Here is a 13,298-nt window from a genome sequence, read left to right as displayed (position 1 = left end):
TATCTTTTGCCTTAATATTTGTTAAATTTAATTAGTAATATTTAATGAACTTGCTTCTCCCATACCTATTATACGATCAAAACGCTCTCCATTAGCTCTGTAGTACACAAAAACTTGGTATTTATTTTCAGTTTGATAGTAATTTCCATCAATGGCATTTTGATAATCTATTTGATTTTTTGAATTGACTAAGGTATAATTATAGTTAATAAATCCTTGTTTGATCATAATTGCTTTTTCATACATACCTTTATTTGCATTGTAATCCATTTTATTTTCATCTGTCCGTAAATAATTGTTAAACAAACCTGTTACGTAAATAGCTGATTCTTTTGGGTAATTAGGAGCAAATAAGGAGAAATAAACCCAGCTATAATCCGTTTCGACATCATTATTATCTCGCGCAAAAACGTTTCTATTTTGAAATATTCCATCTACATCTGGAAAAAAAGTATATCCCTTATTCTTCCTAGCCTCATTAGGATATAATAAAGTATTGTATAATCCTGAACTAGAATCTACTCTTGCAATACTATTAGTAGGTATTTTTATATCTTTATTATCATAGTAATAATATTCATTGCCTGCCCAGAATTGTGTTTCTGTATTATAACGATAAATTAAATCATTACCAATTGTATATTGTGGTTTAATATTATATTTAGCAGTATCCCATCGTCCATTTTGAAAAATTGCAATTTTTACATTTTGCAATGGATTTTGAAACAATATATTTTTAGATTTTACAGCTAACTCTACATTTTGTTTTTCATTAATATCACTTAAATTTCTAGAACGCTTGATTTGAACAGGAACTTCAATTTGATCTTCATAAATCATAAATTTTTTTAAGAAAATCAGTTCTTTATTTTTATTAAAAATAGAAAGCACATAATTTCCTGTTTTAATTATTTGACAAAAATTATTGGGAAAATTTAATCTGTAATGGGAGTATCCTTGTAAGGTATTAAAAGAGTTTTGATAATCTTGTATTCGTTGATTATCATTACCGTTTAAATACTCATTCCTAGTTAAATCGGACACAGTCCAATCATAATTACAGTGAGTTATTGTAAAATAATAATCCTCTTCATTACCATATAAATCATCAAAACTAAACTCAAAAGTTTCGCCTAATTTAAAAAAAGGAAATACTACATTATTGGCTTGTTTAAATGCTATTGTTTTAATATTAAAAGGTGGAATATTTTCATTTAATTGAGACCAAGTAAAATGACTAAAAAGAAATAGTATAACGATATAAGTTGATTTCATGACTTACTAGTTTTGTTTAAACTATTTTTAATTGATATATTATAAACTAAATTACTATTTTAAACCTATTTTTACTGTATTTATTGCAATAAATATGCTAAATTTTGAGCTACTGATTCAGGGATGGTACTTTCATCAATAATACTATCAGATAATTCTTTTTTATTTTGTTGTAACTGTAAAATTTTTTCTTCAATTGTATTTTGCGTAATAAAACGAACTACGTTTACTTTATTCTCTTGTCCAATCCTATGAGCTCTGGCAATGGCTTGTTTTTCTGCAAAAGGATTCCACCAAGGATCAAGTAAAATAATATAGGATGCTTTAGTTAAATTAAGCCCTACTCCTCCTGCTTTTAAAGAAATAAAAAAGAATAAGGTATCTTGATCTGTTTGAAACTGTTTTACACTATTTTCTCTTTCTTCCGTAGATGTACTACCTGTTAATGAACAAAAACGAATATTATTTTGAGTACACCAATCTTCATAAATACTTAAATGACTAACAAATGAGCTAAAAATTAAGGTTTTACTTTTCGCTTTAGTTAAGGTATCTAAATACCCTGTTACATCATAAAATTTTCCCGAAGTCATTTGTAAACTGGGATCGACTAACTTAGGATGATTACTCCATTGACGCAATTTCATTAATACATTTAATACGTGTAATATAGAAGGGGTATCTTCTAGCTTAAGAAGATAATTACGAGCTTTTGATTTTTCTTCTTCATACTGCTTTTCTTGCTCTTCATCCATTTGACAATAAACTACTTGTTCAATTAAATCAGGCAAGTCTTTTTAGTACTTCTGTCTTGGTTCTTCTTAAAATATATGGATTGATAATGTTTTTTAATTCATTTATTTTACTCTCGTCTTTATATTTTTCAATTGGTTTTTTAAAATATTGATCAAAAAAAGGAAATTCTCCTAATATAGAGGGATTAATAAATTGCATTTGTGACCATAAATCAGCTAATGAATTTTCAATAGGCGTACCACTTAACGAAACTTTATGTTCTGCTTGTAGACTGGTTAAGACTTTGAATATTTTAGAATTCCGATTTTTAATTTGCTGACTTTCATCTACTATCAAATAATGAAAAGGTATTTTCTCTAACAGTGCGCTATCTCTACTTAAAACAGAAAAACTAGTAAAAATAAGATCATAACGGCTTATTTTTTTTGTCAACAATTTCCTCTCTGTTCCTATATATTTTATACATTTAAAATGAGGAGCAAATTTTTTAGCTTCATTATACCAGTTAAACACTAATGAAGAGGGTACAACAACTAATGCTTTTAGTGATTCTGACGCTTCTAGTTTAGAATTACTAAACAAATCTAATTCAGAGGTTTGAGAAGACTCTTGAAATTGTTCATTTTCTTGAACTGCAATAAGTAAAGCTAAAGTCTGCAAGGTTTTTCCTAATCCCATATCATCTGCTAAACAAGCCCCTACTCCATTAGCATAATGATTAAGTAACCATTGTACCCCTTGTATCTGATAGGGACGTAAAGTAGCTTTTAATAAAGATGAGGAGGTATATTGTAGTGTTTTTTTTATATTTTTTTCTGTTTCTAAAACAACATGGTCTAGGTTTAAATTCTGAAAATGACTTTTAGGTAAAGCAATGCTTCCATCTGCTTGCTTTGTCCCAAATTGAACTAAATTACTATAGCGCTTCATCCATTCAGCTGGAATAATAAAATAAGTATTATCTGATAATAAAAACCATTGATTACCACTTTTTATATTAGATATAATATCTGAAAATGGGAAAGCGTGATTCCCACAAGAAATTGTAATTTTTAAATCAAACCAATCTGCTTGCTCTGTACTTTGTAAAGAAAGTACACTTTTTTGAAGTTGAACTTTTTTATGATCTACAAAAAAATCGTCTAATACAAAACCAGCTGTTTGCATAGCTTCTAAATGGTGCAAAATAAATTCTACACTGGCTAATTCGTCAGATGAATTAGGTAAATAAAAATTACCTTCTCTATTTTTTTCAAATCCAAAATCAACTAGTTTTTTTTCAATTACTGATTCTTCTGAAAGGTTTCTTTTAAACTGAATTACTTTTACAGTATCATCTGTTTCAAACGCTATAAAGGAATGTTGTTTTTTATCAGTATTAGATGAAAAAACATATCCATTGTAATCAAAAAGTATTTGCACAAAAAATTGTTTACTTAAAAAATCATGGCTCGCTTTTACATTATAAGAGGCTATTTGATCAAAAGTATGAATCGTAAAACCTTCCGTTTCTACACTTACTTTTTTTACAATATCATTAATAAATTTTTTAAAATACTCTATTTCCATTCGTTTGGGAATGTGTACTGATTGATTTTTTAAAAAGGTTTTAACTTTAGCCCATCTATATCTGGAATTAACGTTAGCTCTTTATTAAAAACTATCCAGCAAGGAAACTGATTTAATATGTTTATATTATGTTGTTGCGGATGTATTTTTTTCCATTATCAAGTAATGTGAGAGTATAAACAACCCCTTCTTCATTTTTAGAAAAATGCAATTGAGCAGGCATTATTTTATCAGTTAGATAAACCTGATGTAAATAAAATTCTTTTTTGAATTTAAATTTACGCTAAGTGGTATTTCTATTTTTTTTATACTATCTAAAATAGCTCCTAGTTTCCTATTTAGGTATTCTTGTAAGATTGTTTTAAGTGTTCGATCTTCTTTTAGCAAACTTAATGAAGTAATCTTTTTATTCTTGGTAAGTTTTTTAAGTATATTTTCTGTTTTTAAATCCAACACTAAAAGCCATAATTTCTTTTCTTCTGGCGTTAATTCTTTTGAAATACTTTTTAAAGTTTCTTCATTGGCATTTTTAAATACATACAAAGGAAGTTGACTTGTATTAATCAAATATAAAAATGGAACCCAACGATCTTCTAGCTGATTCCATGATAAATCGAGTGCTAACGAAAAAGACATTTTTTTTTACTTATTTAGAATTATTACTATTATCCTATAAAAAAGAGGAACCTCTTTTAATTTAATCAGGTTCCTCTTCTTAGTTATTTAGCTATATCCTTTTTATTTAAAACAAACGGGAATAATTTCTCCTTTTGCCAAACAATATTTTTCAACTAATGGATTTCCTAATTTTTTAGTATAATCTATTTCTTTAACAAGAAATCCTATACTTCTTAATTTATCAAAATAATCTAATCCATATACGCGCACATGATCATATTGTCCGAATATTTTTGCACGTTCTTTAGGATCTGTTATCGTATCATCTGCAAAAGTTGTTTGACGCGAATAATCTTGCGGAATCTGAAAAATGCCCATTCCGCCGGGCTTCAAAACACGATACAATTCTTGCATGGCTTTTGTATCATCTGGAATATGCTCTAATACATGATTGCAAAAAATAATATCATACGAATTATCTTCAAAAGGGAGGTTACAAATATCTGCTTTTACATCAGCCAACGGTGAAAATAAATCGGTAGTTGTATATTCTATATTTGCTTGTTTTTTAAAGCGTTTATAAAACTCTTGCTCAGGAGCAAAATGCAATACTTTCTTTTTTTCTCTGGCCGTAAAAAAATCAGTTTCATTTTGTAGATATAGCCATAATAAACGATGTCTTTCTAAAGAAAGTGTACTAGGTGAAAGCACATTGTTTCTTTGATTTCCATAACCGTACGGAAGAAACATTCTAAAACTTTTTCCATCAATAGGATCCGTAAATTTAGTTCCACGTAGTAAAAATGCCAAGATTGGGCGAATAACAATACTAACTCGTATAAGAATAGGCCTTGGCACTACATTTAAAAAGAATTTGAATATTTTTTTCATTTCTAGCTCGTAAAGATTCACAAAAAACTCAAAGTTTCGTAGAACCTTATTTATAAATCTTTTTATTTATATTTTAAAATCAATTGATCCTAATGAATGTATTGAGTTAAATCTTAAACCAGTTAAGTTTTCAAATATCATAAGATGTAAAACTTTCAATGATTTAAGTTGAGTTACTTACTTTCTTTTAGGCACTAAATCCTCCCTTCTATTCCATCTAATCTAATGATCAGTAGGTAATTATTGTTCACTAATAAACGTTATACTATAAATTCAAAAAAAAAAAAAAAAATCCTTTTCATTATTTTATTGCAAAGAATTAAGGTTTATTTTTTTTATACAAACAATTACATAATAGCTCAGATCACTTCACTTGATTTTTGTAAAGGGTAGTATTTGCTTTGAGTAACTGTATGTTATTAAACGGTAAAAGGTTGTTGTCTAAATTCATCTTCCTCATTACTGGTAATACCTAATGCTTTATAAATATAAGCAAAGGTAGAAAGTAATTCAGGTTTACCATCTATTATAGCTACATCATGTTCAAAGTGAGCAGAAGGTTTACCATCAGCAGTTGTGATAGTCCAACCATCTTTATGCTGTTTAATATTTTTAGTTCCCATATTAATCATAGGTTCTATGGCCAGTACCATTCCTTCTTGTAATAATTTACCGCGTCCTTTTTTACCATAATTAGGCATTTCAGGAGCTTCGTGCATGGTTTGTCCTATTCCATGCCCCACTAATTCACGAACGACTCCATAACCATGGCTTTCACAATATTTTTGAATAGCATGTCCCACATCCTCTGTACGATTACCTGCTTTTAGCTCACGAATTCCTACATAAAGAGATTCTTTAGTAGTCTTTAACAACATTTTGGTTGCTAAGGAAACCTCTCCTACTTCAAAAGTATAAGCATGATCTCCATAAAAACCATTTTTTAAAGCCCCGCAATCTACCGAAATAATATCTCCTTCTTCTAACGGTTTATCTGTTGGGATACCATGAACTACTTGTGAATTAGGACTCATACAAAGTGAATTAGGAAATCCATACATTCCTAAGAAAGCAGGAGTGGCTCCATGATCACGAATAAAAGTTTCTGCTAATTTATCTAAATATAAAGTACTCACTCCAGGTTTAATTTCTGAAGCTAACATTCCTAACGTTTTGGATACAATTAAAGCACTTTCTCGCATTAATTCTATCTCTTCTCTTGTTTTTAATATTATTTTACTCATTTCTTCAAAGTAAGTCTGCAAAAATACAATAATAGTTTAATAAACGATCTAATTTTAAGCATGAGATTTATCATATTACGATCCTTATTAAATAACTAGATTTGGTCTAAAATTTTAGGTTATGAGTAAATATGTATCAGCAGCAGCAGCTGTAAAAATCGTTAAATCTGGTGATCGAGTTTATATACAAGCTGCAGCTGCAGCACCAAGCATACTAACAAAGGCTTTATCTGAAAGAGCCTCTGAATTAAAAAATGTAGAAATCTGTCATTTACATACTGAAGGAGATGCACCATATGCGGATCCTGCTCTTGCAGGAAGTTTTCATGTTAATTCCTTTTTATAGGTGCTAATGTACGCCATACTTTAAAGGAAGGAAATGGTTCTTATACTCCCGTTTTTTTAAGTGAGTTACCTAATCTATTCCGCAAAAAAGTAGTTTTACTAGATGTTGTTTTTATTCATGTATCACCCCCAGACAAACATGGTTATTGCTCATTAGGCACTTCTGTAGAAGCTACTTTAGCAGCTATAGAAAATGCAAAAACGGTTATTGCTCAAGTAAACCCTCAAATGCCAAGAACTTTTGGCGATGGCATCCTACATGAAACCGAAATTGATTATATGGTTGAGGTAAATCAGCCTATTTTTAGTCATGAAGTAGCTCCTATTTCTCTAGAGGAAGAAAAAATTGGAAGCTATGTAGCCAGTTTAATCGAAAATAAAAGTACCTTACAAATGGGGATTGGCTCAATCCCAAATGCTGTACTATCAAAACTCACAAATCATAAGGATTTAGGACTACACACTGAAATGTTTAGCGATGGAGTAATTGATCTTATTGAAAAAGATATTATTAACTGTAATTACAAAGGAATATTACAAGGGCGGGCATTAGCTACTTTTTTAATAGGTTCACAGCGACTATATGATTTCGTAAATGATAATCCTTTTATTGAAATGAAAGAATCTTCATTTGTAAACGATACTGCTCGAATACGAAAAAACAAAAGAATGGTTGCTATTAATTCTGCTATTGAGGTAGATCTTACAGGACAAGTCTGCGCTGATTCTATAGGAATGAAAATGTATTCAGGAGTAGGAGGACAAATGGATTTTATTCGCGGAGCTTCTCTTAGTGAAGGAGGAAAAGCAATTATTGCTCTACCTTCTATTACCAAAAAAGGTGAAAGCCGAATTGTTCCTTTCTTAAAACAAGGTGCTGGTGTGGTAACTACCCGTTCCCATGTTCAATATATTATTACAGAAAATGGAATAGCTGATTTATATGGCAAAACACTCAAACAGCGTGTCGCTGAAATGGTAAAAATTGCACACCCTACTCATCAAGAACGCATTGAAAAAGAATACACAGCATATTTAAAAACAATATAATTTTAAAAGTAAAAAGCTTTGTAAAGAACGCATCATTCCACAAAGCGTATAAGTTAAAGTGTGTCCCAAAAGACTACAAACAATCCTATTGAGAGATAAAAATCACATAATACTGTTTATAAAACTCCTCTTTCCGTTGGAGAGACAAACTGTGTGTTGGTTTTTTACTTTTGGGACACACTTTTTTTAAATCAACTCTTGTCAACCCCTTAGCCCTCATTTTAAAAACAAAAACACAAACAAGAAAAGCAGGAGCTCACATTATTTTCCTATCCCTTTCCATAATCCCCCTCTTAGAAAATACAAGACACAATCTTTATAATTAAATAGATTAACACTCCGTATAATCTGTGTGGATTTTTTTTAAAATATTTTTTCCGCACAAAGTTGTGTAGTTTTTTTAAAATTTTTTTTCCACACAACTTTGTGTAGTTTTTTTAAAAAATATTTTTTCCGCACAAAGTTGTGTAGTTTTTTTGAAAATTTTTTTTCCACACAACTTTGTGTAGTTTTTTTTTGTGAAAAAAAATTCCACACAAAAAAATTCAGTAAGCATACAAAAACATTGCCCCATCAATAGACTGAACCCAAATTAGGCAACAGACTTTGCAATGCAGAACAAAAGAGCCAAAAGAGGAATATGAACCGCAATTTTTCCCGTAGTTCTAGTTTTACTCCATTGAAGACAAAAAATGGAGTGTTTTTTTTCGATTCAAAGCCCTTTTAACAATAATAAATTTCCAACACCTATATACGAGGTTTAACGTTTTGAATTAATTTTATTAAAACCCCAAACAAAGCCATTAACTAATCTTGGTTTTAATACAAAATATTGTATTTTTAAGCCATCGTAAAATAAAACAATGCGTTGTGTTATAATAACCGCTATTTTTAAATAAAAAAACAAGAACTAAAAAAATAAACAAACTATGGAAAACTACAACAGTGATTATGGAAGGCTCAACCACCCAGATGACCTAGCCAAATACGCTAAATTACGCACCTTTAAAGACTACCTAACAGACAAATCTGATTTCTTAGTGTACTGCACCCTAAGTATAGAAGGCAAAGACTTTTTAGAAAAATCCCATTTTAACCTAGCATTCCATCAAAAGACTAACGACCACGACAGCTTTACCCTAGATACCCGTGCTGATTCTCTAGACAACGAAGAGGCGTACATCATGGAAAATTCTAAAAGCTATCTAGGCAAAACCCTACAGATCCACCTACACCGATTTGGGGAAATAAAACAAACCTTTACAGGAATTATAACCCACCTAAACCTCTTAAAAAAAGACGGTTACGGCAGACTTTACATAACAGGACACGCCCCAACGATTATGCTAGAACAAGGCCTTGAATCCCAAAGCTTTGAAAACAAAACCCTAGGAGAAATAGCCCAACAAATAGCAACAGATTACCCCAAGACACTCAACCTCATTACCCAAAATAACAACACCCAACACGTGTTGCCCTACACCGTACAATACAATCAAACAGATTACCAATTTTTAAAACAACTGGCCATACGCTATGGCGAATACCTCTATTACAACGGACAAAGCCTAGTATTAGGCAACAAAGTAGGCCCTAAAATCATCCAACTAGAAGAAGGCGCAGACCTAGTACACGCATCCTTTGAAATATCTGTAAAACCCCAGCAATTTACCTACACCTCCTACGATGTAGAATCAGGCAGCACCCTACAAAGAGATAGCGCCTCAGCTCAATTACAAAACAAATTCAACCCCTACCAAGTAACCGCAATAAACGCCTCAAAAGACGTATTTCATAAAAAACCCAATAAACACTACAACTCAACGGGTATTAATAATAAAACAGACAGAGAACTACAAGAGGCCGTACGAAAACAAAAAGAACACAGAGAAAACCTGATGATCGTAAAAGGCAAAAGCAAAGATCCCGAACTCAAACAAGGCGTTCTAACCAAGCTGATTGACATTAACGACAGACCCATGGAAACCTACCGCATCATAGAAATCAATCATTTTCATAACGGAAAGGATTATTACAACGAATTTGTAGGAATCCCTGATATGTGGACCCCACCTTATTTTGACGACAACATCCATTCTAACTGCGAAGAACAAACCGCACGCGTAGTAGATAACAACGACCCTATGGGAATGGGTAGAGTACGCGTACAATTTCCTTGGCAAGAAAAAAAGAATCAAAAAACCCCGTGGATTCGCTTGATACAACCCCACTCAGGAGCTGGCAAAGGCTTTCATTTCATCCCTGAAATAGGCGAAGAAGTCCTTGTAGGATTTGAAAACGGCAATGCCGAAAAACCGTTTGTATTAGGGACTCATTACAACGGAAGCGAAACCAGTGGGTACCATACCCCAGGAAATGATCAAAAAGTCATTCATACCCGATCTGGCACAAAAATAATCCTAAACGATGCCCAAGGTTCCGTTTTTATAGAAGACCCAAGCGGCAATACTTGGACAATGGACGGGCAAGGAAATATCAATGTAAATGCACCAAAGAATTTTACTGTAAATGCAGGAGACAATGTCTCGATAACCGCAGGTAAAAATGTTTCTATTAGCGCAGGAAAAAACATGACTAATTCAGCTATAAATGATATAACTCAAAGTGCAGGAAATAATATAAAGCAAACAGCGACTGGAGAGATTTTAGAAACTTCAAACGAAAGAAAAGAGATTTCTGAAAATGAAATATATAGAAACTCTAAAAGCAGTAATACACTCGCTGAAAAAATTGATGTTTTTAGCGAGAAAGAAAGCATGACGCTTAAAAGTGGAAAAACCATTCAAAATAATAGTGCAGAAAAAACAAATTTATTTTAAAGATGGGCATTTTTAAACAAGCAGGCAAAATTACTATTAAAGTAAAAGAAAATTACCTTATAAGAGCAGGTAATATTAGTGAGATTTCTGAGCAGGTCAATATTGAATCTATGAAAGAAAACCTTACTTTAACTAGTAATAAAAAAGTTCAAATGACAGGTGATGATGGGGTAAAATACGATAAATATTCTCCCCCTGAATTAAAAATTGAAGAGAGCGAATACAAATTAGAAAGTAGATTTGCTTTAGAACAACTCTTTAGCTTTGCCAAGAAAGATAGTAAAGCAATGTTTTGTTTTTGGATGGCAGAAATTTTTGGTGCCGATATCCCTCTTAAAGCCTATGAAAAGTTATATCAAAATGCGAGTGATAAAAAGAAGATATAAATCCTAAGATAACAGTAGCACTTGACCTTCCTGGTTTTGGTGCTGCCTATTATAGCGGTAATGAGCAACCTAAATACAAAAACCACATCATCATTTCTCAAGGGTTTATTGAGGGGGCTTTAGAGAATAAAGGCTATCATAAGCTACTAATGATTGCTTTAGTAGAAGAATTTGGACATCATCTAGATTATTTGTTGCGTAACGAATATTCGAGTACAAAAGGAGATGCAAAAAATGATGAAGGAGCAGTTTATACTTCTAAAATGAATACAAAGTATAAAAAATATGCCATAGATCCTTTTAAAAACAAGGACCAGCATTATGCAACAGCTATCATCAAGGGGCAAGAAAAAAAATTAATATGGGATTTTACCGATTTGCACGAAAAGCTTAACGAATATGTTGATTCTAGAGCACAAGAAGACGATACAAATAAATATGCAGGTTTTGAGTTTTTTGGTGCAGGATTAGGAGACGATTTGCACGGCTTAGGGCATCAATCGATTGAAGATAGGGCTTTAAGTGGCTTAAAACTTTTTGCGGGAAAAGAAAATATAAATAGATCTCAAGTTTATTTTGGTAACTGGTTACGTGATTTTTCACAGTTTATAGATCCAATGATTATTCGCCCTATGGCAAATGCTCTTGATATGCTAAGTGAAGAGTATAAAGCGCAATATACCAATGCTAAAGAGGACAAAAGTGTTATAAAAGATTTAAAAAATATATTAGACGAAAATAGAGTAACGTATACCGATGAGCGCACCTACAATTACCCTGTAGATTATACCTTTTCATTAAAAAATTGGGAAGCTCATTTAGTTTGGAAGTCTACCACGCTCTCCCCTGTAAAGCTAAGCCGTGAAGGAGTTACCTCACTCGTAGAGTTAATGGGAGTCAAAGAGTTTGGGAAATTAAAAGTAAAAGCTGATAATGCTCAAGGAAGACCTCAAAACTATATGAAATACTTAACCGATTTTAGAAATAGTTTTGCAGCGGTAACTACCGACTTACTTGGGGTGTATAAACCTCAAGAGCATATAGACAATCCTCTTGCTTTGCACCCTAAATTTATTTGTGAAGCCAATAAGAAAAAGGGCAAGGAATGTCCTCCGCCCAACCTTAATCATCAACTAGATCCTGATTTTGTAAAAGACCCTATAGATGCACAATGGAATGTTAACACTGCTACGGGTACTAAAAATTATATACGTGGCAATAGCACAGAACCGTTTGAAAGTGCCTACGATTGTTTTATCAATTTTTTAAACAAATCAAACCCTAATACGGTACAAGGACGTATCAATTTTGGGGCTGCTTTGCATATCTTAGAAGATTTTTATGCACATAGTAATTTTTGTGAACTGGCAGTAATTAAAGTGTATGACCCCGAAGTGTTTCCATGGGACAATATTACCCATACAGTACCACAAGAAGAACTAAAAAAATATAAGGCAGATAGTAGTTCAAATAGCTTTATTAAAAATAGTGTCATAGATCGAAGCAAAATAAAATTTAACACTATTACTAATCCAGATTTACATAGCAACGCAGTAAAACAATACCTTAAAACAAATCCTGGTAAAAAAGCTTCCGATTATTATACAACTCTAGGTAGTAACACAACTAGCAATAAAGGCTTATATTATGCACAAGCAGAATGTGCCATGGTACAAACAGGTAGTTTTGGAATGCTTGACACCATAGCGAGTATTGCACCAAAAATGAATAATAAAGCATTTTCTATTGATATAGAAGAACAAGAAGGGCTTAAAGAAGGAGAGCGAACTTTTAAGGATGCATGGATATACGAAATGCTAAAAGATGTAACAAACGCTCAAAGTAATGACACCAAAGAAAAAAATACTGCCTATAAAGGAACAAACGATAATTCATATTCTGAAGCCTTTTTAAAATATCTTGATTTTAGAGATTTTATGGTAAAAGAAAGGGTATTAGGCTATTCTTTTAAAGATGTTACCAATGCTTTTGGTATTTTTGATTTCATCAAACAATACATTAGTGTAATACGCAATGTCCGCAATCATTTTTTAACTTTATTTCTTATCAATTTAATTGATGATCTTCAAACACAATTAGAACAAGATATTACCGCATTAGAAAACGGTACTTGGAAAGTAAACCCGTATGGACCCACTCATACACAATTAGCAAAAGATAACGGCATACAACCTTTGCACCACCTCGCCGTAACGCTTGCTGCTAAAGCCGTAAATGCCGTTGGCGCATTGTTTGAGAAGAATGATTTAACAGGGATAAGAAAATTAGCTGAAAAACTTTTTTTTACACCCTATATATACTGA

Annotated in this window: 9 protein-coding genes and 1 pseudogene; 4 read left to right on the top strand and 6 right to left on the bottom strand. The window is 31.9% G+C overall.

Annotation, left to right across the window (positions count from 1 at the left end; translation table 11 throughout):
• Positions 1-27: 27 nt before the first annotated feature.
• From JJC03_RS07205 to map, 6 genes are all read right to left on the bottom strand, one after another.
• Positions 28-1,275 carry a type IX secretion system plug protein gene (locus JJC03_RS07205; protein WP_088399854.1) on the bottom strand — a complete coding sequence of 416 codons (1,248 nt, stop codon included), beginning with the start codon at positions 1,273-1,275 and terminating at the stop codon, positions 28-30.
• Positions 1,276-1,355: 80 nt separating this feature from the next.
• Positions 1,356-2,066 (bottom strand): DEAD/DEAH box helicase, encoded by a 711-nt coding sequence (locus JJC03_RS07200; RefSeq protein WP_235874236.1) that lies wholly within the window; start codon positions 2,064-2,066, stop codon positions 1,356-1,358.
• Positions 2,059-3,600 (bottom strand): SNF2-related protein, encoded by a 1,542-nt coding sequence (locus tag JJC03_RS07195; protein WP_235874235.1) that lies wholly within the window; start codon positions 3,598-3,600, stop codon positions 2,059-2,061. Before JJC03_RS07195 ends, JJC03_RS07200 begins: the two co-directional genes overlap by 8 nt.
• 234 nt (positions 3,601-3,834) lie before the next feature.
• Positions 3,835-4,236, bottom strand: coding sequence for a hypothetical protein (locus JJC03_RS07190; RefSeq protein ID WP_235874234.1), 402 nt, complete (start codon positions 4,234-4,236; stop codon positions 3,835-3,837).
• 102 nt (positions 4,237-4,338) lie between these two features.
• Positions 4,339-5,109 carry a class I SAM-dependent methyltransferase gene (locus tag JJC03_RS07185; protein WP_088399850.1) on the bottom strand — a complete coding sequence of 257 codons (771 nt, stop codon included), beginning with the start codon at positions 5,107-5,109 and terminating at the stop codon, positions 4,339-4,341.
• A gap of 419 nt (positions 5,110-5,528) precedes the next feature.
• Positions 5,529-6,353 carry a type I methionyl aminopeptidase gene (gene map, locus JJC03_RS07180; RefSeq protein WP_088399848.1) on the bottom strand — a complete coding sequence of 275 codons (825 nt, stop codon included), beginning with the start codon at positions 6,351-6,353 and terminating at the stop codon, positions 5,529-5,531.
• Positions 6,354-6,474: 121 nt separating this feature from the next.
• Here map and JJC03_RS07175 point away from each other — a divergent pair.
• The 4 genes and pseudogenes from JJC03_RS07175 to JJC03_RS07160 all read left to right on the top strand — a co-directional run bounded on the left by JJC03_RS07175 (position 6,475) and on the right by JJC03_RS07160 (position 13,298).
• Positions 6,475-7,748: pseudogene (locus JJC03_RS07175) on the top strand (acetyl-CoA hydrolase/transferase family protein).
• 929 nt (positions 7,749-8,677) lie between these two features.
• Positions 8,678-10,588 (top strand): type VI secretion system Vgr family protein, encoded by a 1,911-nt coding sequence (locus JJC03_RS07170; RefSeq protein ID WP_235874233.1) that lies wholly within the window; start codon positions 8,678-8,680, stop codon positions 10,586-10,588.
• Positions 10,589-10,590: 2 nt separating this feature from the next.
• Positions 10,591-10,974: a hypothetical protein gene (locus tag JJC03_RS07165; protein ID WP_235874232.1), complete on the top strand. Its 384-nt coding sequence runs from the start codon at positions 10,591-10,593 to the stop codon at positions 10,972-10,974.
• Positions 10,975-11,123: 149 nt separating this feature from the next.
• Complete coding sequence (locus tag JJC03_RS07160; RefSeq protein WP_235874231.1) at positions 11,124-13,298, top strand: HET-C-related protein; 2,175 nt, start codon at positions 11,124-11,126, stop codon at positions 13,296-13,298.

The organism is Flavobacterium oreochromis (assembly GCF_019565455.1).
In the GTDB taxonomy this organism is placed as follows: Bacteria; Bacteroidota; Bacteroidia; order Flavobacteriales; family Flavobacteriaceae; genus Flavobacterium; species Flavobacterium oreochromis.
Note: the sequence above shows the minus strand (reverse complement) of the source record. Positions and strands in the feature narration are given on the sequence as shown.

Coding starts and splice junctions, on each gene's coding strand:
- JJC03_RS07160 (WP_235874231.1), top strand. CDS start 11,124: ATGATTGCTTTAGTAGAAGAATTTGGACATCATCTAGATTATTTGTTG.
- JJC03_RS07185 (WP_088399850.1), bottom strand. CDS start 5,109: ATGAAAAAAATATTCAAATTCTTTTTAAATGTAGTGCCAAGGCCTATT.
- JJC03_RS07190 (WP_235874234.1), bottom strand. CDS start 4,236: ATGTCTTTTTCGTTAGCACTCGATTTATCATGGAATCAGCTAGAAGAT.
- JJC03_RS07205 (WP_088399854.1), bottom strand. CDS start 1,275: ATGAAATCAACTTATATCGTTATACTATTTCTTTTTAGTCATTTTACT.
- map (WP_088399848.1), bottom strand. CDS start 6,353: ATGAGTAAAATAATATTAAAAACAAGAGAAGAGATAGAATTAATGCGA.
- JJC03_RS07170 (WP_235874233.1), top strand. CDS start 8,678: ATGGAAAACTACAACAGTGATTATGGAAGGCTCAACCACCCAGATGAC.
- JJC03_RS07195 (WP_235874235.1), bottom strand. CDS start 3,600: ATGGAAATAGAGTATTTTAAAAAATTTATTAATGATATTGTAAAAAAA.
- JJC03_RS07165 (WP_235874232.1), top strand. CDS start 10,591: ATGGGCATTTTTAAACAAGCAGGCAAAATTACTATTAAAGTAAAAGAA.